The 22780-nt window shown below is 72.1% G+C and carries 23 protein-coding genes; 5 read left to right on the top strand and 18 right to left on the bottom strand.

Annotated elements, in window-relative coordinates; all coding sequences use genetic code 11:
* Nucleotides 1-262: 262 nt before the first annotated feature.
* The 10 genes from PKF00_RS16475 to PKF00_RS16520 all read right to left on the bottom strand — a co-directional run bounded on the left by PKF00_RS16475 (nucleotide 263) and on the right by PKF00_RS16520 (nucleotide 9020).
* The gene (locus tag PKF00_RS16475; protein WP_271218399.1) at nucleotides 263-628 is read right to left on the bottom strand and encodes a metal-sulfur cluster assembly factor; all 366 of its coding nucleotides are present in this window, start codon (nucleotides 626-628) and stop codon (nucleotides 263-265) included.
* Nucleotides 625-1062, bottom strand: coding sequence for a Fe-S cluster assembly sulfur transfer protein SufU (sufU, locus tag PKF00_RS16480; RefSeq protein ID WP_271218400.1), 438 nt, complete (start codon nucleotides 1060-1062; stop codon nucleotides 625-627). The genes PKF00_RS16475 and sufU overlap by 4 nt, the downstream gene beginning before the upstream one ends.
* A 19-nt stretch (nucleotides 1063-1081) precedes the next feature.
* Nucleotides 1082-2341, bottom strand: coding sequence for a cysteine desulfurase (locus PKF00_RS16485; RefSeq protein ID WP_271218401.1), 1260 nt, complete (start codon nucleotides 2339-2341; stop codon nucleotides 1082-1084).
* Nucleotides 2341-3072 carry a Fe-S cluster assembly ATPase SufC gene (sufC, locus tag PKF00_RS16490; protein WP_271218480.1) on the bottom strand — a complete coding sequence of 244 codons (732 nt, stop codon included), beginning with the start codon at nucleotides 3070-3072 and terminating at the stop codon, nucleotides 2341-2343. Before sufC ends, PKF00_RS16485 begins: the two co-directional genes overlap by 1 nt.
* Nucleotides 3073-3116: 44 nt before the next feature.
* Complete coding sequence (locus tag PKF00_RS16495) at nucleotides 3117-3434, bottom strand: Rieske (2Fe-2S) protein (RefSeq protein WP_271218402.1); 318 nt, start codon at nucleotides 3432-3434, stop codon at nucleotides 3117-3119.
* A complete protein-coding gene (gene sufD, locus PKF00_RS16500) occupies nucleotides 3431-4549 on the bottom strand; it encodes a Fe-S cluster assembly protein SufD (RefSeq protein WP_271218403.1) in 1119 nt (372 codons plus the stop codon). Before sufD ends, PKF00_RS16495 begins: the two co-directional genes overlap by 4 nt.
* Nucleotides 4549-5961 (bottom strand): Fe-S cluster assembly protein SufB, encoded by a 1413-nt coding sequence (gene sufB / locus PKF00_RS16505; protein WP_271218404.1) that lies wholly within the window; start codon nucleotides 5959-5961, stop codon nucleotides 4549-4551. Before sufB ends, sufD begins: the two co-directional genes overlap by 1 nt.
* Nucleotides 5958-6749 carry a helix-turn-helix transcriptional regulator gene (locus PKF00_RS16510; protein WP_271218481.1) on the bottom strand — a complete coding sequence of 264 codons (792 nt, stop codon included), beginning with the start codon at nucleotides 6747-6749 and terminating at the stop codon, nucleotides 5958-5960. The genes sufB and PKF00_RS16510 overlap by 4 nt, the downstream gene beginning before the upstream one ends.
* A 105-nt stretch (nucleotides 6750-6854) precedes the next feature.
* Nucleotides 6855-8090: a multidrug effflux MFS transporter gene (locus tag PKF00_RS16515; protein WP_271218405.1), complete on the bottom strand. Its 1236-nt coding sequence runs from the start codon at nucleotides 8088-8090 to the stop codon at nucleotides 6855-6857.
* Nucleotides 8091-8204: 114 nt separating this feature from the next.
* A complete protein-coding gene (locus tag PKF00_RS16520; protein WP_271218406.1) occupies nucleotides 8205-9020 on the bottom strand; it encodes a VOC family protein in 816 nt (271 codons plus the stop codon).
* Between the two features lie 194 nt (nucleotides 9021-9214).
* On the opposite strand from PKF00_RS16520, the gene PKF00_RS16525 reads away from it, so the two are divergent.
* The 3 genes from PKF00_RS16525 to PKF00_RS16535 all read left to right on the top strand — a co-directional run bounded on the left by PKF00_RS16525 (nucleotide 9215) and on the right by PKF00_RS16535 (nucleotide 11952).
* Entirely contained in the window at nucleotides 9215-10123 is a 909-nt protein-coding gene (locus PKF00_RS16525; protein ID WP_271218407.1) for an ABC transporter ATP-binding protein, read from the top strand.
* A 127-nt stretch (nucleotides 10124-10250) separates the two neighbouring features.
* The gene (locus PKF00_RS16530) at nucleotides 10251-10967 is read left to right on the top strand and encodes an ABC transporter permease (RefSeq protein ID WP_271218482.1); all 717 of its coding nucleotides are present in this window, start codon (nucleotides 10251-10253) and stop codon (nucleotides 10965-10967) included.
* A gap of 55 nt (nucleotides 10968-11022) precedes the next feature.
* The gene (locus PKF00_RS16535) at nucleotides 11023-11952 is read left to right on the top strand and encodes an EamA family transporter (RefSeq protein ID WP_271218408.1); all 930 of its coding nucleotides are present in this window, start codon (nucleotides 11023-11025) and stop codon (nucleotides 11950-11952) included.
* 5 nt (nucleotides 11953-11957) lie between these two features.
* Here PKF00_RS16535 and PKF00_RS16540 read toward each other — a convergent pair whose 3' ends face one another.
* From PKF00_RS16540 to PKF00_RS16570, 7 genes are all read right to left on the bottom strand, one after another.
* Nucleotides 11958-12638: a GntR family transcriptional regulator gene (locus PKF00_RS16540; protein WP_271218409.1), complete on the bottom strand. Its 681-nt coding sequence runs from the start codon at nucleotides 12636-12638 to the stop codon at nucleotides 11958-11960.
* 372 nt (nucleotides 12639-13010) lie between these two features.
* Nucleotides 13011-14441 carry an aldehyde dehydrogenase family protein gene (locus tag PKF00_RS16545; protein WP_271218410.1) on the bottom strand — a complete coding sequence of 477 codons (1431 nt, stop codon included), beginning with the start codon at nucleotides 14439-14441 and terminating at the stop codon, nucleotides 13011-13013.
* Nucleotides 14438-15439, bottom strand: a complete 1002-nt coding sequence (locus tag PKF00_RS16550) for a proline racemase family protein (RefSeq protein WP_271218411.1) — start codon at nucleotides 15437-15439, stop codon at nucleotides 14438-14440. Before PKF00_RS16550 ends, PKF00_RS16545 begins: the two co-directional genes overlap by 4 nt.
* Nucleotides 15436-16344, bottom strand: a complete 909-nt coding sequence (locus PKF00_RS16555; RefSeq protein WP_271218412.1) for a dihydrodipicolinate synthase family protein — start codon at nucleotides 16342-16344, stop codon at nucleotides 15436-15438. The genes PKF00_RS16550 and PKF00_RS16555 overlap by 4 nt, the downstream gene beginning before the upstream one ends.
* Nucleotides 16345-16353: 9 nt before the next feature.
* Nucleotides 16354-17724, bottom strand: coding sequence for an FAD/NAD(P)-dependent oxidoreductase (locus PKF00_RS16560; protein ID WP_271218413.1), 1371 nt, complete (start codon nucleotides 17722-17724; stop codon nucleotides 16354-16356).
* On the bottom strand, nucleotides 17721-18125 hold the full coding sequence (locus tag PKF00_RS16565) for a (2Fe-2S)-binding protein (RefSeq protein ID WP_271218414.1): 405 nt from the start codon (nucleotides 18123-18125) through the stop codon (nucleotides 17721-17723). The genes PKF00_RS16560 and PKF00_RS16565 overlap by 4 nt, the downstream gene beginning before the upstream one ends.
* Nucleotides 18122-19264, bottom strand: a complete 1143-nt coding sequence (locus tag PKF00_RS16570; protein ID WP_271218415.1) for an NAD(P)/FAD-dependent oxidoreductase — start codon at nucleotides 19262-19264, stop codon at nucleotides 18122-18124. Before PKF00_RS16570 ends, PKF00_RS16565 begins: the two co-directional genes overlap by 4 nt.
* A gap of 250 nt (nucleotides 19265-19514) precedes the next feature.
* On the opposite strand from PKF00_RS16570, the gene PKF00_RS16575 reads away from it, so the two are divergent.
* Together PKF00_RS16575 and PKF00_RS16580 are read left to right on the top strand one after the other, a co-directional pair.
* On the top strand, nucleotides 19515-20510 hold the full coding sequence (locus PKF00_RS16575; protein WP_271218416.1) for a COX15/CtaA family protein: 996 nt from the start codon (nucleotides 19515-19517) through the stop codon (nucleotides 20508-20510).
* 100 nt (nucleotides 20511-20610) lie between these two features.
* Nucleotides 20611-21342 carry a SanA/YdcF family protein gene (locus PKF00_RS16580; RefSeq protein WP_271218417.1) on the top strand — a complete coding sequence of 244 codons (732 nt, stop codon included), beginning with the start codon at nucleotides 20611-20613 and terminating at the stop codon, nucleotides 21340-21342.
* Here the strand turns inward: PKF00_RS16580 and PKF00_RS16585 are convergent.
* Nucleotides 21324-22640, bottom strand: a complete 1317-nt coding sequence (locus PKF00_RS16585; RefSeq protein WP_271218418.1) for a PrsW family intramembrane metalloprotease — start codon at nucleotides 22638-22640, stop codon at nucleotides 21324-21326. The two genes, PKF00_RS16580 and PKF00_RS16585, sit on opposite strands and share 19 nt — an antisense overlap.
* Nucleotides 22641-22780: the final 140 nt, after the last annotated feature.

Consider the following 22780-nt stretch of genomic DNA (forward strand, 5'->3'; position numbering starts at 1 on the left):
GCGGTGCAAGTCGAGGCGCACCGCACGGGGCGGGTGAAGCTTACCCGCACGCAGTCAAACCACGATCAAGCATACCCGGCGTTCGCAGTGCCGGGTTCGGTCGGGGCGTCCAGCACTATGGCAGACGCTTGTCCGTCGATGGAGCCAACGCTCCGCACCGGGCTTTTCTTCCCGGCACCGGGCATTCTCTCACACAATCCGGTGCGCACAATCCAGTACGGCCCGCGCCCCGTCGGGGCGCGGGCCGTACGGCGGCGACCGGTCAGACGTTGAACCCGAGCATGCGCAGCTGCTCGCGCCCCTCGTCGGTGATCTTGTCGGGACCCCACGGCGGGAGCCAGACCCAGTTGATCTTCACATCGGAGACCATGCCCTCCAGGGCGGAGTGCGCCTGGTCCTCGATGACGTCGGTCAGCGGGCAGGCCGCGCTGGTCAGCGTCATGTCGATGGTGGCGATCGGCGGCGCGCCCGCCTCCGCGTCGTCCAGGTTGATCCCGTAGATCAGGCCGAGGTCCACGACGTTGATGCCGAGCTCGGGGTCGACGACGTCCTTGAGGGCCTCCATGACCTCGTCAAGAGTCGTCTCCCCGTCATAGGCCGAGGTCGGCGTCTCAACAGGCTTGCTCATTCCGTACTCCTCACGACCGCGTCCTTGTAGGCCATCCAGGCCAGGAGCGCGCACTTCACCCGGGCGGGGAACTTGGCGACCCCGGCGAACGCGACGGCGTCGCCGAGCACGTCCTCGTCCGCCTCGATCTGGCCTCGGCTCTGCATGAGCCGGGTGAACTCCTCGACCACGGCGAGGGTCTCCTCGACCGTCGAACCGGTGGTCAGCTCGTACAGCACCGAGGCGGCCGCCTGACTGATCGAGCAGCCCTGGCCGTCGTAGGAGACGTCCTCGACCTTGCCGCCGTCGCCCACTTTCACACGCATGGTGATCTCGTCGCCGCACGTCGGGTTCACATGGTGGACCTCGGCGTCGTACGGGTCTCGCAGACCGCGCCCCTGGGGGTGCTTGTAGTGCTCCAGGATCAGCTCCTGGTACATGGACTCGGCGATCATCTGGGCTGCTCCGGCATGGCTAGGCGAACACCTTCTGCACGTGGTGGAGGCCGCGGACCAGGGCGTCGATCTCGGCCGGGGTGTTGTAAAGATAGAAGGACGCCCGTGTGGTGGCGGGAATCCCGAACCTCAGGTGCAGCGGGCGGGCGCAGTGGTGCCCCACCCGCACGGCCACCCCGAAGTTGTCATCGAGGATCTGCCCGACATCGTGCGGGTGAATCCCCTCGAGGGTGAAGGAGACCGTGCCGCCGCGCTCCTCCAGGGTCTGCGGGCCGATCACCCTCAGCCCGGGGATCTCCCCCAGGGCCTCGAGCGCGTAGCCGGTGAGCTCGCGCTCGTGCTCGGCGATGGCCTCCATGCCGATCCCGGACAGGTAGTCGACCGCCGCGCCGAGACCGACGGCCTCGACGATGGGCGGGGTGCCCGCCTCGAACTTGTGGGGCGCGGGCGCATAGGTCGAGCGGTCCATCCAGACCGCCTCGATCATCTCCCCGCCGCCCAGGAACGGCGGCATGGCGTCGAGCAGCTCGCCCCGGGCCCACAGCACACCGATCCCGGAGGGGCCGACGGCCTTGTGCCCGGTGAAGGCCAGGAAGTCGACGCCGAGGGCGGCGACGTCCACCGGCCTGTGGGGCACCGACTGCGAGCCGTCGAGCATCGTCAGCGCGCCGACCTGGCGAGCCCTGGCGAGCACCTGGGCGACCGGGTTGACCGTGCCGAGCACGTTGGACTGGTGCGCGATCGAAACGATCTTCGTGCGCTCGGTGACGAGCTCGTCGAGGTTCGACAGGTCCAGGCGGCCCTCGTCGGTGACGGAGAACCACCTCAGCGTGACGCCGGTGCGCTGCGCGAGCAGCTGCCACGGCACGATGTTGGAGTGGTGCTCCATCTCGGAGATGACGATCTCGTCGCCCGGCTCGATCCGGAACCGGGGATCGGTGTTCATCGGGTTGCCGAAGGCGTAGGCCACCAGGTTGAGCGCCTCGGAGGCGTTCTTGGTGAAGACGATCTCGTCACGGCTCGGCGCGCCCACGAAGGCCGCGATCTTGTCGCGGGCCGCCTCGTAGGCCTCGGTCGACTCGGAGCCCAGCACGTGCATGGCGCGGCCGACGTTGGCGTAGTGGACGGCCAGGTGCTCGCGCATGACGTCGATGACCTGCGTGGGCTTCTGCGCGGAGTTGCCCGAGTCGAGATAGACCAGCGGCCTGCCTCCCGGCAGCTCTCGGGAGAGGACCGGGAAGTCCTTCCTGACCCTCTCCACGTCAAAGCCTGTGTTCATCAGGCGGTTGCCTTCGTGTAGGACTCGTAACCCTCGGCTTCCAGCTTGTCGGCGAGCTCGGGACCGCCCTGCTCGACGATCCGGCCGCCCGCGAAGACGTGGACGAAGTCCGGCTTCACGTAGCGCAGGATGCGGGTGTAGTGGGTGATGAGCAGCACGCCGGTCTCGCCGGAGGAGCGGAAGCGGTTGATGCCCTCGGAGACCACCCGCAGCGCGTCGACGTCGAGGCCCGAGTCGGTCTCGTCGAGAACGGCGATCTTCGGCTTGAGCAGCTCGAGCTGGAGGATCTCGTGACGCTTCTTCTCACCGCCGGAGAAGCCCTCGTTCAGGTTGCGCTGGGCGAAGGCGGCGTCGATGGACAGCGCGTCCATGCCGGCCTTCAGGTCCTTGGCGAACTCGCGGAGCTTGGGCGCCTCGCCGCGCACCGAGGTGACCGCGGAGCGCAGGAAGTTGGAGACGCTGACGCCCGGGACCTCGACGGGGTACTGCATGGCGAGGAAGAGGCCGGCGCGGGCGCGCTCGTCGACCGACATGTCCAGCAGGTCGGCGCCGTCCAGCAGGACCTGGCCGCCGGTGACGGTGTACTTCGGGTGGCCGGCGATCGCGTAGGCGAGCGTGGACTTGCCCGAGCCGTTGGGGCCCATGATGGCGTGGGTCTCGCCGGCCCTCACGGTGAGGTTGACCCCGCGCAGGATCTCCTTGTCCTCGACGGCGACCTGCAGGTCACGGATCTCAAGGGTGGAACCCGGGCGGACTCGGCTCGAATCAGACACTGTTACGACTCCTTCGAGAGCGAGACGAGGACGTCATCGCCGTCGATCTTGACTTGGTAGACGGGGACGGGCTTGGTCGCGGGCGGCCCCGTGGGCTTGCCCGAACGCAGGTCGAAGCACGAGCCGTGCAGCCAGCACTCCAGGCTGTCGTCGTAGACCTCGCCCTCGCTGAGCTTCACCTCGGCGTGCGAGCACACGTCGTGCAGGGCGTTGACCTCGGAGCCCCTGCGGACGAGGGCGACCGGCGTTTCGCCGACCTCGACGCCGATCACGCCGCCTTCGGGGATGTCCGTGAGCTTGCAGACCTTCTCGAACGTCACTTCTCGAGCTCCGCCTCAACCTTGGCGAACACCCGCTCGCGCAGCTCGTCGAGCTCGATCTTCTCCAGGAGCTGCGCGAAGAAGCCCCTGATGACCAGGCGGCGGGCGTCCTCGAACGGGATGCCGCGGGCCTGGAGGTAGAAGATGTGCTCGTCGTCGAGACGGCCGGAGGCGCTGGCGTGGCCCGCTCCCGCGACCTCCCCGGTGAGGATCTCCAGGTTCGGCACCGAGTCGGCGCGGGCGCCGTCGGTGAGCAGGAGGTTCCGGTTGAGCTCGTAGGTGTCGGTGCCCTCGGCCTCGACCCGGATGATGACGTCGCCGATCCACACGGCGTGGGCGTCCTCGCCCTGCAGCGCGCCCTTGTAGACGACGTTGCTCCTGCAGTTGGGCGTGGAGTGGTCGACCAGCAGGCGGTGCTCCAGGTGCTGTCCGGCGTCCACGAAGTACAGGCCGGTCAGGTCGGCGTCGCCGCCGGGGCCCTCGTAGGAGACCGACGGCGAAAGGCGCACCAGGTCTCCGCCCAGGGTGACCACGAAGCTGCGGAAGGTCGCGTCCTTGCCGAGCAGGGCGTGGTGGTGGGAGACGTGCACGGCGTCGTCGGCCCAGTCCTGCAGGCTGACGACCTTGAGCGTGGCGCCCTCGCCCACGACGAACTCGACGTTGTCGGCGTACACGGCGCTGCCCTGGTGCTCCAGGACGACGACGGCCTCGGCCATCGGCTCGAGCTTGACCAGGGTGTGGCCGTAGGCCGCGCCCTCGCCCGTCCCGGTCACGGTGATCACGGTCGGCTTCGAGGCGACCGCCTCACGCGGGACCGTGACGACGACGGCCTTCTCGAAGGCGGCGTAGGCCTGGGCGCTGACCCGGTCGGCGGGCACGTAGGCCCTGCCGAGCCGCTGGTCGTCGCGGCCCACGGTCTCGACGACGGCCTCGGGGGCCGCGTCGACCTGGACCGCGACGCCGCCGGAGGCGGCGGCGCCGGTGTGCAGGCCCTTCAGGCGCGACAGAGGCGTGAAGCGCCACTCCTCCTCGCGTCCCGTCGGAACCGGGAAGTCCGCGACGTCGTAGGAGGCCTTGTCGTGGAGGGTCGACAGGGGCTTGGTTTCGAGACCCATCAGCCGACGGCTCCTTCCATCTGCAGCTCGATCAGGCGGTTCAGCTCGAGGGCGTACTCCATCGGCAGCTCGCGCGCGATGGGCTCGACGAAGCCGCGCACGATCATCGCCATGGCCTCGTCCTCGTTCAGGCCGCGGCTCATCAGGTAGAACAGCTGGTCGTCGGAGACCTTGGAGACGGTGGCCTCGTGTCCCATCGAGACGTCGTCCTCGCGCACGTCCACGTAGGGGTAGGTGTCGGAGCGGCTGATCTGGTCGACCAGCAGCGCGTCGCACTTGACCGTGCTGGCGCTGCCGTGCGCGCCCTCCTCGATCTGGACCAGACCGCGGTAGGAGGTGCGGCCGCCGCCGCGGGCGACGGACTTGGAGATCACGGTGGAGCTGGTGTTCGGCGCCAGGTGGACCATCTTGGCCCCGGCGTCCTGGTGCTGGCCCTCGCCCGCGAAGGCGACGCTCAGCGTCTCGCCCTTGGCGTGCTCGCCCATCAGGTAGACGGCGGGGTACTTCATCGTGACCTTGGAGCCGATGTTGCCGTCGATCCACTCCATGGTCGCGCCCTCGTAGGCGACGGCGCGCTTGGTGACCAGGTTGTAGACGTTGTTCGACCAGTTCTGGATGGTCGTGTAACGGCAGCGGGCGCCCTTCTTCACGACGATCTCGACGACCGCGCTGTGCAGCGAGTCGGAGGAGTAGATCGGCGCGGTGCAGCCCTCGACGTAGTGGACGTAGGAGTTCTCGTCGACGATGATCAGGGTCCGCTCGAACTGGCCCATGTTCTCGGTGTTGATCCGGAAGTAGGCCTGCAGCGGGATCTCGACGTTGACGTTCGGCGGCACGTAGATGAAGCTGCCGCCGCTCCAGGTGGCGGTGTTCAGCGCGGCGAACTTGTTGTCGCCGACCGGGATCACCGTGCCGAAGTACTCCTTGAAGAGCTCCTCGTGCTCCTTGAGCGCGGTGTCGGTGTCGACGAAGACGACGCCTTTCTCCTCGAGGTCCTCACGGATCTTGTGGTAGACGACCTCGGATTCGTACTGGGCGGCGACACCCGCGATCAGGCGCTGCTTCTCGGCCTCGGGGATGCCGAGCTTGTCGTAGGTGTTCTTGATGTCCTCGGGCAGTTCCTCCCAGGAAGCGGCCTGCTTCTCGGTGGAACGCACGAAGTACTTGATGTTGTCGAAGTCGATCCCGCTGAGGTCGGAGCCCCAGTTCGGCATGGGCTTCTTGCCGAACAGGCGCAGGCCCTTCAGGCGAAGGTCCAGCATCCACTCCGGCTCGTTCTTGAGCGCGGAGATGTTACGGACGACCTCCTCGGACAGGCCGCGACGGGCCGCGGCTCCGGCGGTGTCGGAGTCGGCCCAGCCGAACTTGTAATTCCCGAGGCCTTCCAGCTCCGGGCGGTCGGTGACAGTCACCTTCCGGTCTCCTTGCTCGTTTCGTCGATCGCTTCATGGGTTGCCGAGGGCGATGCCCCGGGTGCAAGTCGCGGCGCCTGCCGCGCCGCCGCACCGGGCTCGGCCGCCCCCCTGGGGGGGCTGACGTGGGTGGTGCACACCCCGTCTCCGTGGGCGATGGTCGCCAGCCTCTGCACCGGGGTGCCGAGGATCTGCGCGAACGCCTCCGTCTCCGCCTCGCAGAGCTGCGGGAACTCCGCGGCCACGTGCGCCACCGGGCAGTGGTGCTGGCACAGCTGCTCGCCGCCGAGGCTCGCCCTGCTGGCCGAGGCGGCGTAGCCGTCCGCGGACAGGGCCTCGGCCAGGACGCGCACCCGCTGGTCCTCGGGGACCTCGCGCATCTCCCGCTGCAGGCGCCCGACGAGGCCGGCCACCTGTGACCGGGCGAACTCGGCCACGGCGTGCTCCCCGACCCGCTCGGCCAGGAAGCGCAGCGCGCTTCCCGCGAGCCCGTCGTAGGCGTGCTCGAAGGCGCTGCGGCCCGCGTCGGTTATGGCGAAAAGCTTCGCCGGCCGTCCCCGTCCGCGCTGGCCGCGAGGGCGGGCCGTACGGGGCTCGATCATCCCGTCGGCGAGCAGCGCGTCCAGATGGCGGCGGACGGCGGCGGGGGTGAGCCCGAGCCGCTCGCCGAGGGCGGGGGCGGTGATCGGTCCGTGTTCCAGGATGAGCCGGGCGACACGCGCGCGCGTGCTGCGCTCGGCGGACACGCCGGAGAGCCGCACGGGGGCGGTCTCCTCTGTGCCTGACATCTCGGTCACGTATTTCACAACATCAGTGTGCCTTAATTGCTTCCCCGCTTACAAACCGTTGTCCGTCTTGCGGAGAATGCGATTTGTCACGCAGGTTAGCCTTGCCTAACCTGCGGAAACGTCATCCGAGGCTCCGCGCAGGCCGGCGAAGACCGCGAGGGCCCCGAGGCTGAGCCCGGCCAGGACGAGGGTCATCGGCAGCGCGGAATCCTGGTCGCCGAGACCGACCAGCGGCGCCGCGACCGCGCCGATCGCGAACTGCAGCACGCCCGTCAGGGCGGAGGCGCTTCCGGCGACCTGCCGGGGCTGGCCCGCCAGGGCCAGCGCGCCCGCGCTCGGCAGGGCCAGCCCCGAGCCGCCCAGCATCACGAACAGCGCGGCGGCCAGCGCCACGAGGGGCAGGCCGGCGAGCGCGACGGCGACCAGCGCCCCGGCGCCGACGACCGAGACGACCAGGCCGACGCGGACGAGCCGCACCGGGGTGACCCCGCGCTCGGTCAGGCGGCCGCCGATCTGCGAGATGACGGTCATGCCGACCGCGTTCAGGCCGAACACCAGCGAGAAGGCCTGCGGCGAGGCGCCGTACACCTCCTGGAGCACGAACGGCGAGCCGGAGATGTAGGCGAACATGGCGCCGAAGCCCAGGCCGCCGGCCAGCGAGCAGGCCATGAAGGAGCGGTCGCGCAGCAGGTGCCCGAAGGTGACGAGGGTGTGCCGCAGCCCGCCCCTCTCACGCCGCCCCGCGGGAAGCGTCTCGCCGACGGTGTACAGCGAGGCGGCGAGCAGCAGGAGCCCGGCCGCGCTCAGGAAGACGAACACCCCGCGCCAGGAGGTGTAGGCGAGCAACTGCGCGCCCCCGATCGGGGCCAGGACCGGGGCGAGGCCGCTGACGAGCATGAGGACGGCGAAGATGCGGGCGATGGCGGCGCCCTCGTAGAGGTCCCTGACGACCGCGCGGACGATCACCAGGGCCGCGCCGCCCGCGATCCCCTGCAGCAGGCGGAAGCCGACCAGCCCGTACACCGAGGGCGAGAACGCGCACAACAGCGAGGCCGCGGCGTAGGCGGCGATGCCGGCGAGCAGCGGCCCCCGCCTGCCGCGCACGTCGCTGAGCGGACCCGCGACGACCTGGCCGATCGACAGGCCGACGAGGCAGGAGGTCAGGGTGAGCTGCACCTGCGACTGACCTGTGCCCATCTCCCCCGCGATGGCGGGCAGGGCGGGCAGGTACATGTCAATCGAGAGCGGACCGATCGCGGACAGAGCGCCCAGCACGAGCAGCAGCAGTCTCCTGCGCCGCGCCTCGGGCGCGACCTCCACCTCGGCGACGGCCGCGGTCATATCCGATCCCCCTCATCCCCTCACAGGCCATGACGACCCCATGAGGGCCAGGGGTTCAGAACCGGGATCAGGTCAGCCGAATTCCCGAATATGGAAAATTTCCACAAAGAAAATTTACCATCTGCGATGTTCCTCGGTGGGAGCGGACCGCCCGAGCACTCCGAAGACCGCGAACTGCGGATCGGCCACCACCGCCCTCGTCCCCCTGGGCGTCGGCGAGGGCGGCACGAGCACACGACCGCCCAGATCCCCGACCCTCGCCACGACGGCCTCGACGTCGCCGACCGCGAAACAGGTCCTCCAGTGCGGCGGCGTGTCCCGCGACAGGCGCGGGTCCGTCTCGACCGCTCCCGCCACGGGACGGCCGTGCAGGTGCCATTCGACGTACGGCGTGCCCGCCAGGTCCGCGCCCTTCGCGCCCCAGTCGAAGACGGCCCGGTAGAAGGCCTCACACCCGGCGACGTCAGAGGTGACCAGCTCGTTCCACACGAGCGCGTCCCGCCCCGCGCCGGTCCCCGGCACCGGCGTCACCGGCCGCTCCACCGGCCGCTCCACCGGCTGCCACACCGCGAGGAACGCCCCGGAAGGGTCCTGGAAGGCGGCCACGATCCCCCCGCCGAGGGCCCGCGCGGGCTCCAGCACGACCCTGCCCCCGGCCGCGAGGACCGCGGAAGCCGTGGCCTCGGCGTCGGCGGTGGCGACGTGGGCGTTCCAGGCCGAGGGGACGCCGTCGCCGAGAGCGGGGCCGATCCCCGCGACGGTCTCGCCGTCCAGCGTGAAACGGCCGTGCCCGCCGGACTCGGGACGCGGGTCGAAGACCGCCTCCCACCCGAAGATCTCCCGGTAGAACCTGACAGAAAGGGTGACGTCGGTGCTCGACAGATCCACCCGGCACGGGACGCCTGGTTCGCAGCCACTCCGCTCGGACACGCCGAACCTCCTCATGTCGTGATTCGAGGACACGCTCAGCGTGGCACGCGGGGATCGGGACGCCCCGGGAAGATCCAAAAGCCTTGGCGGGATCCGGCCCAAGCCTTTCACCGGACATGGTCGCCGAAGACGGCCGTCTCCTCCACGCAGGTCCGGCAACATGACCGAGCGGCGCAGTCCCTAAACTCGTGGCCATGGAATCCCCAGCCGTCGAGATCAGCGATCTGGTCAAAAGGTACGGCCGAACGACCGCGATCGACGGCCTCACGCTCAGCGCGGCCCGTGGCGCGGTGACCGCGATCCTCGGCCCGAACGGCGCGGGCAAGACCTCGACCATCGAGATCTGCGAGGGGTTCCGCAAGCCGGACGGCGGTTCCGTCAGGGTGCTCGGGCTCACCCCGGAAAGGCCCGAGCTCCGCGCCAGGGTCGGGGTGATGCTCCAGGCCGGAGGCGTGCCCCCCGCGGCGCGCTGCGGGGAGTGGCTGCGCCTGATGTCCCGCTTCCACGCCGCCCCGCTCGACCCCGCGGCGTTGCTCGAGCGGCTCGGCCTGACCGAGCACGCCCGCACGCCGTACCGCAGGATGTCGGGCGGCCAGCAGCAGCGCGTCTCACTGGCCGCGGCCGTCGTCGGCCGTCCGGAGCTGGTCTTCCTCGACGAGCCGACCGCGGGCCTCGACCCCCAGGCGCGGCACGCGTGCTGGGAGCTGGTCGGCGACCTGCGCGCGGCCGGGGTCGCCGTCGTGCTCACCACCCACCACATGGACGAGGCGGAGAAGCTCTCGGACCGGGTCGTGATCATCGATCACGGCAGGGTCGTCGCCGAGGGCACGCCCGCCTCGCTCACCGGAGCCGAGCGGCAGCTGCGCTTCCGCGCCCGCCCGGGACTCGCCCTGGACGAGCTGCTCACCGCGCTGCCCGCGGGCAGCGCGGCCAAGGAGTCGCCCTCCGGGCACTACATCATCGAGGGGCAGGTCGCGCCCGAGCTGCTGGCGACCGTGACGGCCTGGTGCGCCGCGGAGGGCGTCACCGCCGACGACCTGAGCATCGAGCGCCGCACCCTGGAGGACGTCTTCCTCGAGCTGACAGGCCGTGAGCTCCGGTGACCCCTCCTCTCCGCGCCTTCGAACGTCCCCCCAAGCACGCCGGGCGCCGCCCGCGCAGGATCCGCAGGAGAACCCAGTGACGCCCCTCGACCTCACCCCCGCCCCCGGCGCCGCGCCGCTGCGCAGGATGGTGCTGGCGCAGACGGGGGCGGAGGTCAGGGCGACGCTCCGCAACGGCGAACAGCTGTTGCTGACGCTGATCATCCCGGTGCTGCTGCTCGTCGGGTTCTCCGCCGCCCCGCTGGTCAACGTCGGCGGCGGCCCCAGGGTGGACTTCATCACCCCGGGGGTGCTCGCGCTGGCCGTGATGTCGACGGCCTTCACCGGGCAGGCCATCGCGACCGGCTTCGAGCGCCGGTACGGCGTGCTGAAGCGGCTGGGCGCGACCCCCCTGTCGCGGACCGGGCTGATGCTGTCCAAGACGCTCGCCGTGATCGCCGTCGAGGTCTTCCAGGTCGTCGTCATCAGCGCGGTGGCCCTCGCCCTCGGCTGGCGTCCCGCCGGCTCCCCGGCCGCCGCCCTGCTGCTGATCCTGCTGGGCACCGCGGCCTTCAGCGGCCTCGGGCTGCTGATGGCGGGCACCCTGCGCGCGGAGGCGACGCTGGCCGGGGCCAATCTGGTCTACCTGGTCCTGCTCGGCTGCGGCGGGGTCGTCTTCCCGCTGTCCGTCTTCCCCGACTCGGTCGAGCCGTTGCTGGAGCTGCTGCCGATCACCGCGCTGACCGGCGGGCTCCGCTCGGTCCTGAGCGACGGGACGGGGCTGCCCCTCGGGGCGGTGCTCGTGCTGGCCGCCTGGGCCGTCCTCACCCTCGGTCTCGCATCCCGGACGTTCCGCTGGGAATGACACCGCCGCCAGGTAAGGTGTGAACGCCCGTGTGATTCGTGACGCGAGGAGTTCCATGACCGCCGAAGCCCTTCAGGGGCCTGCGGAGCCGTACAAGTCCGGCCTGCCCAGGCCGGGGGCGCTGCTGCGGACCGCCTCGGACGCCGTCCCTCCCTCGGGGCTGGTGCTTCTGGCGATCCTGTCGGTGCAGGTGGGCGCGGGCTTCGCCAAGGATCTGTTCGCCCAGCTGCCGCCGAGCGGCGTGGTGTTCCTGCGGATCGCGACGGGCGCGCTGGTCATGGGCCTGATCGCCAGGCCCAGGCTGAGGGGGCTGACCCGCGCGGACGTCGGGGTCGGCGTGGCGTTCGGCGTGACGCTGGGCGTGATGAACCTGTCGTTCTACGAGGCGCTGGCCCAGCTGCCCATGGGCATCGCGGTCGCGATCGAGTTCCTCGGCCCGCTCGGAGTGGCGGTGGCCGCCTCGCACCGCCGCCTGGACCTGCTGTGGGTCGCCCTCGCGGGCTCCGGCGTCGCACTGCTGGCCCCATGGGGAGGCTCGGCCTCACGGATCAGCTGGGCCGGGATCGGCTTCGCCCTGGTCGCGGCGGTCTGCTGGGCGGGCTACATCCTGCTGTCGTCCGCCGCGGGCCGCCGCTTCCCCGGGGCCACGGGCCTGTCCCTCGCGATGATCGTTTCGTTCCTGGTGGTCGCCCCGATGGGCATCGGCAGCGGCGGCGGCGACCTGCTGCACCCCGAGGTGCTGCTGATCGGGCTGGGGGTCGGCCTGCTGTCGTCGGTGATCCCCTACTCGATCGAGCTCGAGGCGCTGCGCAGGATGCCGAAACGGGTGTTCGGCATCCTGATGAGCCTGGAGCCCGCGGTTGCCGCGCTGGTCGGGCTTGTGGTGCTGGGTGAGGTGCTCGACGTGCGCGAGTGGGCCGCCATCGGCTGCGTGGTCGTCGCCAGCGTGGGCGCGACCCGCACCTCCCGCGGGACGCCGGGGTGAGCGGCCTACTCGGGGCCGCCGGCCCAGATGCCCCTGACATGCTGGATGTGGTCGCGCATCAGCCGCTCTGAACCCGCGGTGTCGCCTGCGGACAGCAGGTCGAGCAGCTGGAGGTGCTCCCGGGCGGAGTCGATCAGGGCGCCGCGCGCGTAGAGCGCGGACAGGCCGTAGAGGCGGGCGCGCTTGCGCAGGTCGCGCACCACGTCCACGAGGTGCGCGTTGCCCGCCAGAGCCAGCAGGTCCACGTGGAAGCGGATGTCGGCGTCCACGTAGGCGAGCAGGTCTCCGCGCTCCGCCGCGTCGACGATCTCCTGGGCGACGGGACGGAGCGCCTCGAAGCTCTCCGCGCGGCTCGCGTCGGCCAGCCGCGCGACCGTGGGCACCTCGATGAGCCTGCGGATCTCGGTGAGCTCGTCCAGGTCGCGCTCGGACAGCTCGGTGACGCGGAAGCCCTTGTTCCGCACCGCCTCGACCAGGCCCTCCTTGGCCAGGTCGAGCATCGCCTCGCGCACCGGGGTCGCGGAGACGCCGAACTGGGCGGCGAGCACCGGCGCCGAGTAGACCACCCCCGGCCGCATCTCGCCGGTGATCAGAGCGGCCCGCAGCGCGTGCGCCACCTGCTCGCGCAGGCTCTGCCGCTCGCCGACGGGCGGCAGGTCGAGCCGGTCCTCCGCCGAAGGAACCATTCCAGCGCCTCTCATCTCGCACTCGTCCACGCCCGGTGAGCGCCGACCGCCGTCACCGGGTCCTGCCACGCCATGCTCAAGCTCTCGAACACCCCGGGTTCCCGGGCCGTGAGGCACGGAACCGGCGACCGGTTACCCGAGGTTTCCGGCCTGATGACCGGTGGCGATCGTACCGTTCCGCAACGGGATGATCAGGTCCCCGCCTCGGCGGGGTGGCGCTGCGAGCCTCGACGACCGCGGCGGCCCGCGCCGCGGGACCGTCACCGGCCTCTCCGCGGGCGTCGGGTTCGTGGGAGCCGACCGCGACCACGGTAGCGTCGTCGCGGGCCAGCCTACCGCCGAACAGGGGAATTCCGGCGGGAGCGGCGAGACTCAGCGGGACGGGCTGACGGTGACGGTGTGGGAGGAGGTGTAGAAGTCCTGCGCCGCCTTGCCCTGCTCCCTGCCGCCGTAGCCGGAGTCCTTCTCCCCGCCGAAGGGCAGGTAGAAGTCGACGCCGCTGGTCGGGGCGTTCACCCTGACCAGCCCGGTGTCGAGGCGCGCGCTCAGGTCCAGGGCGCGGTCCAGGTCACGGGTGTAGACGGCGGACGCCAGGCCGTAGCGGACGCCGTTGGCCAGCGCGACCGCCTCGTCGGCCGAGGCCGCGTCCTGCACCACGCAGATCGGTCCGAACACCTCCTCACGGGCGAGGGGGTGGTCGGCGAACAGGCCGTCGACGACCGTCGGCTCGACGTACCAGCCGCCGAGCCCGCCGAAGGCCTGCCTGCTTCCCGCCCTGCTTCCCGCGCCGCCCTCCCCCGTGCCTCCCGCGATCCGGCCGCCCGCCAGGATCCGGCCGCCCGCGGCGGCGGCGCTCGCCGCCGCGTCCGTCACCCGGTCACGGGCCGCCTCGTCGATCAGCGGGCCGACGACGGTGCCCGGGTCGGACGGATCCCCGAACCCGAGCCTCGCCACGGCCGCCAGCACCGCCTGGCGCACCTCGTCGCCGTTGCCGACCGCGATGATCCGCCTGGTGGCCGTGCACTTCTGCCCGGCGAACCCCATCGCCGCCGCCGCGATCTGGGCCGCGGCGCTCTCCAGGTCGGCGTCGGGCAGCACGATGGCGGCGTTGTGCCCGCCCATCTCCGTCTGCACGGGCACGCCGCGCCGTACGGCGGCGGCACGCACCAGCGCGCCGGCCGCGGCGGACCCGGTGAAGGAGACCACGTCCGCCGTCTCGGCCAGCGCGGCGCCCTCCTCCGCGCCGCCGGGCACGACCTGGAACTCGTTGAGGTCGAGCAGCTCGGCCAGGCGCAGCGCGCACGCCAGGGCCTGCGGCGCGGGCTTGAGCACGACGGTGTTGCCGAACGCCAGCGCGGGCGCGGCCTTCCACAGCGGGATGGCGAGCGGGAAGTTCCACGGCGTGATCAGCCCGGCGACGCCGAGCGGGCGGCGCCGGGTGAACAGCAGCCCGGCGCCCGACGGCTCGTGGACCGCGCCCACCGGGTCGAAGACCTGCTGGGCGTAGTAGCGCAGGATCGAGACCGAGCGGGCGACCTCGGCCCTGGCCTCGGTGACCGGCTTGCCGACCTCGCGGACCACCAGGGCCGCCAGCTCGTCGGCCGCCCCCTCGACCGCGTCCGCGGCTCTGGCCAGCGCCGTGGCCCTGGCGGAGGCGTTCCTCGCCGCCCAGTCGTGTTGCACGGCCTGGGCCAGCAGGACTGCGGCCTGCACGCCCGCCTCGCCGGCGGCGGGAAAGGAGGCGACGACGTCGGCGGGCGCGTGCGGGGAGCGGCTCTCGATGAGGCTGATCGCGGGAATCACAGCAGGAAACCTTCGGGGAACGGGTCGGTGGGGTCGAGGAAGTACTGGGCGGTTCCGGTGATCCATGCCCTCCCCGTGACGGTCGGAACCACCGCGGGCAGGTTCGCGACGGTCGTCTCCCCGACGAGCCGTCCGACGAAGCGGGTGCCGATGAACGACTCGTTCACGAAGTCGCTCTCCAGCCCCAGCTCACCTCTGGCGTGCAGCTGGGCCATCCTGGCGCTGGTGCCGGTGCCGCACGGCGAACGGTCGAACCAGCCGGGGTGGATGGCCATGGCGTGCCGGGAGTGCCCGGCGTCGGAGCCCGGGGCGGTGAACTGCACGTGGTGGCAGCCTCTGATGGCGGGGTCGAGGGGATGGACGGGCTCGTCCAGCTCGTTGATCGCGTCCATGATCGCCAGGCCCGCATCGAGGATGCGCCGCCCGTGCGAGCGGTCGAAGGGCAGGCCGACGGACTCCACGGGCAGGATCGCGTAGTGGTTGCCGCCGTAGGCCATGTCGTAGACGACCTCGCCGAGGCCCGGCACCTTGACCGCTCGGTCGAGGCCGACCGTGAAGGAGGGGACGTTGGTGATGGTCACCGCGACCGCGGCGCCGTCCTCGACCCGCACCTCGGCGACGACCAGCCCCGCCGGGGTGTCGAGCCTGACGACGGTGACGGGCTCGACGACCTCGACCATCCCCGTCTCGACCAGGACGGTCGCGACGCCGATGGTGCCGTGGCCGCACATCGGCAGGCAACCCGAGACCTCGATGAAGAGCACCCCGTAGTCGGCGTCCTGACGGGTCGGCGGTTGCAGGACGGCCCCGCTCATCGCCGAGTGTCCGCGCGGCTCGTACATGAGGAGGGTCCTGACGTGGTCCATCCCGGCCATGAAGCGCAGGCGGCGTTCGGCCATGGTCGCGCCGGGGACGACGCCGACTCCTCCGGTGATCACGCGGGTCGGCATGCCCTCCGTGTGGGAGTCCACCGCATGGAAAACCCGTCTTGTCCTCATCTGTCCTCCTGTCCCAGCCCCTCGGCCAGGATCTTCTCCGTCGCGGCGCGCACGGCGGCCTCCTCCTCGGGGGCCAGCGGCGTCCTGGGCGGACGGCTCGGGCCTCCCCTGAGCCCGGCCAGGTCCATGGACAGCTTGATGGCCTGTACGAACACGGGCCTGGAGTCCCAGCGCAGCAGCGGGTGCAGCGCCCGGTAGAGCGGGAGCGCGCTCCGCGTGTCGCCCGCGACGGCCGCCCTGTACAGGGCCACGCAGGCGTGGGGCAGCGCGTTGGGGTATCCCGCGACCCAGCCGACCGCGCCCGCGACGGCCAGCTCGAGCAGCACGTCGTCCGCGCCAGCCAGCAGGTCGAGGCCGGGGGCCGCCTCGGCGATCTCGTAGGCCCTGCGGACGTCGCCGCTGAACTCCTTGACCGCGACGATCAGGCCCTCCGCGTGCAGCCTGGCCAGCAGCGCGGGGGTGAGGTCGACCCTGGTGTCGAAGGGGTTGTTGTACGCGACGACGGGCAGGCCCGCCCTCGCCACCTCACGGTAGTGCTCGAGCACACCGCGCTCGTCGGCGCGGTAGGCGTTCGGCGGGAGCAGCATCACCGCCCCGCATCCGGCCTCCCCCGCCCGTTCCGCCCAGCGACGGGCCTCGAGGGCCCCGTAGGCGGAGACTCCCGGCATGACCCGGTCGCCGCCGACGGCCGCGACCGCCGTCTCGACGACCCGGATCCTCTCCTGCTCGGTCAGCGTCTGGTACTCGCCCAGCGACCCGTTCGGCACCACGCCGTCACAGCCGCCGTCCACCAGCCACCGGCAGTGCGCGGCGTAGCCGTCCAGGTCGATCGAGAGATCCTCCTCAAGGGGCAACGCGGTGGCCGTCATCACGCCGTGCCACGGCTTCACACGGGTCCTCGTCATCTCGGTCGATCATCCTTCCTCGGGGGATTCGGTCATGGCGGCGAGGTCGCCGAGCCTGACGGGCTGGGCGATCGGACGCCGGGGCGGCGCGGGATCCTCGCCGGCGAGCCACGCGACGGCGTGGGAGCACATCCGCCCCTGGCACCAGCCCATGCCCGGGCGGGCCAGCAGTTTCACGGACCGCGCGTCGGTCGCGCCCAGCTCCAGGGCCTCCCGCACGGCCGACAGCGGCACCTCCTCGCAGCGGCAGACCAGCGTGTCCCCGCGGAGCCAGCCCTGCCAGCCGGGCCGTACCGGGTAGGCCTCGAGCAGCGCTCCGGCGAAGGCGGACAGCCGGTCGACACGGCGTGAGAGGGCGGGCAGGGGCGGGACGCGACGGCCCAGGTCCGCGGCCACGGCCCGGCCCGCGACACGCCCCTCGGCCTCCGCCAGCGCCGCTCCGCCGACGCCGGTGGTCTCCCCCGCCGCGTAGACGCCGGGCACACTGGTGCGCATGCCCGCGTCCACGGCGACGACGGGAGCGCCGTCCAGGCCGTGGCGGGTCTCGCAGCCGAGCTGGACCGGCAGTTCCAGCTGGGGGACGAACCCGTACCCGTAGGCGAGGGTGTCGCACTCGAGGGTCCTGGTGGCGACGGGCCGCCAGTGCGCGTCCAGTCTCGCGACCGTGACGTGGGTCAGGCGGTCCTCACCGTGCGCCTCGACCACCGCGTGGCGCCCCCGGTAGGGCACCCGGCGCCTGGCCAGGCTCGCGCCGTACCCGAGGGCCTCGGCGACCCTGGACGCGGCGAGCAGCGGATGCCCGGCGAGCCCGAAGCGGCTGTTGGCCTCGTAGACGCCGAGCACGTCCGCGCCCGCCTCCGCGAGTCCGGCGGCGACCGGCAGCAGGAAGGGGCCGGTCCCCGCGACCACGACCTCGTGTCCCGCGACGACGAGATCGCCCTTGAGCAGGGCCTGCGCCCCTCCGGCCGTGAGCACGCCGGGCAGGTCCCAGCCGGGGAACGGCAGCGGCCTGTCGTGGGCGCCCGTGGCGATCAGCAGCGTGCGGGCGGCGACCGTGCGGGGCCGCTCCTCGCGATCCCCCTCCAGGCACCGCACGACCAGCGTCCCGGCGCGTTCCACCGCCCAGACCCGGTGGCCGAGCAGCACGGTCGCGCGCTCACCGAGGGCCTCCCACTGCCGGGCGAACCTGTCGAGCCCGTGGTGGAGCGCCCCCTGCCGGCGGGCGCCGAACCCCTCCGGCAGGTGGCGGAAGTACTGGCCGCCCGGCCTGGCGGCCGCGTCGACCAGCACGACGTCCAGCCCGGCCAGGCAGGCGCTGAGCGCGCCGGCCACTCCCGCGGGGCCCGCGCCGATGACGGCGAGGTCGTACACGGCGCTCACCCGTCGCCCTCCCCCGCCGCGTCCCGCGACCCGTCGGCGCCGTCCCCGGACGCCTGCGTTCCGCGCAGGGCCGCCTCTCCCGCCGCGTCCTGCGGCCCGCCGGTGCTCACCCTGTCCCCCGGGCGCGCCTCGGTGACGCAGGCCCGCAGGGACGGGCTGTCGTTGACCGTGACCAGGCAGTCGAAGCAGACGCCGATGCCGCAGAACAGTCCTCGCGGGCGTCCCGCGATCCTGGTGGTGCGCCAGGACCGGATGCCCGCGCCGTGCATGGCCGCGCCGACGGTCTGACCGGGGACCACGGGAACGGGGACGCCGTCCACGCTGATCTCGAACCCGGGCTCGGGGTCGGCCCGCACGAGGTCGTACGGCCGCCGCACCCGCCCCTGTCGTCGAGGCCTCATCGGCGCTCCTCCTTGAAGCGGTCCGGACGGAAGGGGCGCAGGTCCAGGTCAGGGGTGAGACCCGCCAGCACCTGGGCGAGCAGGTGGCCGGTCGCGGGGGCCAGGCCGATGCCCGCACCCTCGTGACCGCAGGCATGGTGGAGCCCGGGAGCCCTGGGGTCCGCCCCGATCACCGGGAGGTGGTCGGGGCAGTAGGGCCGAAACCCGCAGTAGGCCCGTATCACCCTGCGCCCAGCCAGCACGGGGAACAGCGCGACCGCCTGGCGGGCGAGGCGTTCGAGCACCGGGACCGACGTCGTGCGGTCGAAGCCCACCCGCTCGCGGCTGGCGCCGACGAGCACCGGGCCCGACGGGGTCGCCTCGACGACGGCGGACGTCTCCAGTTCCTCCGATTCGCTGGCCACGTTGGCGACGTAGGCGGCGGTGTAGACCTTGTGCCTGATCACAGGCTCCGGGATCGGCTCGGTGACCAGCACGAACCCTCTCCTGGGCAGGATCGGGACGCGCACCCCCGCCAGCGCGGCGACCTGCCCGCCCCAGACGCCCGCGGCGTTGGCGACGGCTCCGGCGAGGATGTCCCCGTGGTCGGTCCTGACGCCGGTGACGCGGTCGCCGCCGCGGAGGAAGCCGGTGACGGCGACGCCGGTGCGCAACATCAGGGCGCCGCGGCCGAAGCGCTCCGCGCCCCGCCGGATCAGCGTGGCCGCCGCCAGCATGGGCTGGACCTGGGCGTCCCGTGGGTAGAACACGCCTCCGGCGAGCCCCCGCGCCAGGTGGGGCTCGTACTCGCCGAGTTCCCGCGCGGCGACCGCCGTGTGCTCGACCCCCTGGCCGGCGGCGAGGCCGGTGAGGGCCTCGAGGTCCCGCGCGGTCTCGGCCACCACCAGGCCGCCCTTCGGCTCGAACTCGAACCCGTCGTGTTCGGCCAGGTCACGCCAGAGGCCGTCGGACAGCAGCGCCAGGTCCAGTTCGGGCCCCGGCGCCTTGTCGGAGACCAGGACGTTCCCCTCTCCCGCGCCGGTCGTGCCGCCCGCCACGGGCCCGCGGTCGACGACGACGACGTCCAGCCCCGCGCGTGCCGCGTAGTAGGCGCAGGCTGCCCCGACGGCGCCCGCGCCGATCACCACGACGTCCGGCATCACCCACCTCGCTCCCGCAACCCGGCACGTCAGTAATATGTCACATATTTATAAGGGGATCAATCGTCTCTCGCCCGCGTCTCTCCAGTTCAGCCGATCCGTACCCGGCGGTCCGCCCGGTAAGCCGTACGGGCTCACCCCCTCAGGCGCCGCCACGCCGGGAGGGGACCGCCCCGCTCGCGTCCGCCCCACCCCGCCCACACCCGGGTCACCGGCGGGACCACCGCCCTCGCCGCCTAGCATGTGAGCCGTGAACCAGCTCCTTGACCAGGCACGTCTGCGCGCCGTGAACCTCCCGTCCAGCGTGTGGTCCCCCACGCCCCGCACCCTGCGCCGGTGGGCGCTGGCGGCCGTGGTCGTCAACGCGGGCATCACGGTGACCGGCGCGGCCGTGCGGGTCACCGGATCGGGACTCGGCTGCCCGACCTGGCCGAGGTGCACCCCGGACAGCTTCGTCCCGGTGGCCCACCCCGAGATCTCCCCGGTCAACATGGCGGTGGAGTTCGGCAACCGACTGCTGACCTTCGTGATCCTGGTCGTCGGCCTGGCCTGCCTCGTGGCCGCGTTGAGGCTGCTGCCGCGCCGCAAGGACCTGGTCAGGCTGGCCTGGATCCAGCCGCTCGGCGTGGCCGCGCAGGGGCTCTGGGGCGGTCTGGTCGTGCGCAGCGCGCTCAACCCGGTCACCGTGAGCGTGCACTTCCTGATCTCCATCGGCATGCTCGCCGCCGCCGTCGCGCTCCACACCCGGGCCGGGGAGGGCGACGGTCCGCCCGAGCCGCTGGTCCACCGCGACATCCGGAGGCTCGGCTTCGCCCTCGTCGCGGCGGTGGCCGTCCTGCTCGTCGCGGGAGTCGTGGTGACCGGGACCGGTCCGCACTCCGGGGACGCGGTGGCCTCCCGGTTCGCCTTCGACATCGAGACCGTGGCCAGGATCCACGCCGACGTCGTCTACCTCGTGGTCGGGCTCACGTTCGCGCTGGTGTTCGCGCTCCACATCACCAGGGCGCCCGCGGCCGCGCGGCGGGCCGCGCTGACGCTGCTCGGCGTGGAGCTGGCCCAGGGCGTCATCGGATACGTCCAGTACTTCCTGGCGGTGCCCGCCTTCCTGGTCGGCCTGCACGTGCTCGGCTCGACGCTGGTGTGGATCTGCACGCTGCGGGCGGTGTACGCGCTGCGGTCGCGGGGGCCGCTGGAGAGCACGGCGGACGCCCGCGACGCGCTCGGCTCGGCCACCGCGCGGGCCTGACGGCCCGACGGCGTCCGGCCGCCCGGGGATCCCGGCTCCGCCTGTCTTGATTTGCCCAAAGATCACGACACATCGGGTGAATCGTGGCGACAATGGCCGTATGTATGACCGTTTACCGCTGTCACGTCAGGTCCTCCGGCGCCTCTACCAGGGCGCCGTCCTGCTGAGCGTGCTGGCGATCGCCCCGCTGACCTGGGCCTGGCTGTCCAGCTCGGGACACACGGCGGTCGCGGGCTCCTCCCCCCGATGGGTGGCCGAGGTCCCCGAGGCGCCCGCCGCGCTGGTCCTGGGGGCGGCCGTCTTCGGAGACCAGCCGTCCAGCATGCTGGCCAGGCGGCTGGACATCTCCGCCGAGCTGTACCGGGCGGGCAAGGTGAAGGCGCTTCTGCTGTCCGGCGACAACGGACGGGCGGGCTACGACGAGCCCACCGCCATGCGGGACTACCTGCTCGCCCGCGGCGTACCGGGCGACGCCCTCGTGCTGGACTACGCGGGCTTCGACACCTGGGACTCGTGCGTGCGGGCCCGTGACGTGTTCGGGGCCACCCGGGTGACCGTGGTCACCCAGCTGTTCCACCTGCCGAGGGCCGTCACGCTGTGCCGTACGGCGGGCCTCGAGGCCTTCGGCGTCGGCGACGACTCCTCCAGGCAGTGGGCGGCCCTCACCTACGGCTACGCCGCCCGGGAGTTCCTCGCCTCGGCGAAGGGCTTCGCCGACTCCGTGCTCCTCGACTCCGCCCCCGTCTTTCCCGGGCCGCGCGAGACCACCCTGGACGCCGCGCTCCGCTCGGCGGCCGGGCAGGGGCGCCCGCCCTATCCGGGCAACGGGTAGTGCCCGGGGCCCTGCGGGGGCTGCGGCGGATGGGGGTCCGGCCACTGCCCGGCCCCCCATGACTGCGGCGGCGCGTCGGAGGCGCCCCACTGCGCACGGGGCGGACCGGGAGGATGCCCCGGCGGCGCGGAGGAGGCGGCGTACGGCGGGGCGTTCCCGCCGGGCGTCTGCCCGTGGGTCACCGTAAACGCCGCGCGCGCGGCGGCCATGCACTGCAGCAGCGCCCGCTGCTCCTCGTTGAACGTGCGCTCGTCGAGCATGCCGCGTCTGGCGCGTTCGTGCAGCAGGCCGAGCTCGGTGGCCGCGAGCTGGTAGTCGCTCATCGCCCGCGCCCCCGCCTTGCCGCCGTTCGTCCTGGCCCACTGCCGCGCGTGGCGACGTCCGGGCAGCGAGGCGAGCATGGCCACGTCGTAGGGGCCGACCAGTCCGGTCGCCCCGTAGGCGGGCAGGTAGGCGGTGATCAGGCCGATGATTCGCTTGCGGTCGCGGAAGACGATCCAGATCAGGACGATCAGCACGACCAGCAGCAGCAGGTAGGCGACGGCCAGGCCGCCGATGCCGACGTAGGAGGCGAAGCCGTTCCAGATGCCGTGCAGCAGCATCGCGCCGACCCAGCCCGCCGCGACCACCCAGACGCGTCCCGGGCCCTGGCGCTGGGCGGCGTAGGCGACCGCGACGCCGATCATCGAGGTGAACAGCGGGTGGGCGAACGGCGACAGGATGCCCCGCAGCACCACGGTCACGGCCAGGCCCTTGGCGCCCGTCTCGTGGAGCGCGGCCACGTAGTAGCTGACGTTCTCACTCATCGCGAAGCCGAGGCCGACCATGCTGGCGTAGATGACGCCGTCGGTCGGCCCGTCGAGCTCGGCCCGCCTGAACCTGAGCAGGCCCAGCAGGACCAGGCCCTTCATCGTCTCCTCGACCACCGGCGCGCCGAAGGTCGCCGCGATGTTGCGCGCGGTGTCATAGCCCAGTCTGGCGGTGTTCTCGATGTAGACCAGGTTGAAGGAGTTGACCAGGCCCGCGACCAGCACCGCGACGCCCGCCCCCCAGGCGAAGGCGAAGATCAGGTTGCTGCGGGGCTCGGGTTCCATCCGGTCGAGCGCCAGCACCGCGGCCAGCAGCACCGGCACCGGGGCGAGGGCCAGCGCCAGCGCGATGAAGAAGTAGACCGGATCGCCGTTGAACAGGTCGAAGGAGAACGACGCCAGCGCGCACAGACCGGCCAGGACGAGCCCGGCGATCAGCCCGACGGAGGGTCGGTCCCTCAGGACCCAGCGGGGATCACGGCTCGCCATGCGGCAACCGTAACCGATCAACCACGACGTGTCCCCTCTCACCTCTCAGTGGGCCGTAACCGGCCACGAGGAGGTATTGCCGGACATGACAGTGTGAAAACGGCGGGAACATCTCCCTGCCGGAAGGGAAAGCGCGCGCC

The organism is Streptosporangium carneum, from assembly GCF_027922005.1.
Classification (GTDB): domain Bacteria; phylum Actinomycetota; class Actinomycetes; order Streptosporangiales; family Streptosporangiaceae; genus Streptosporangium; species Streptosporangium carneum.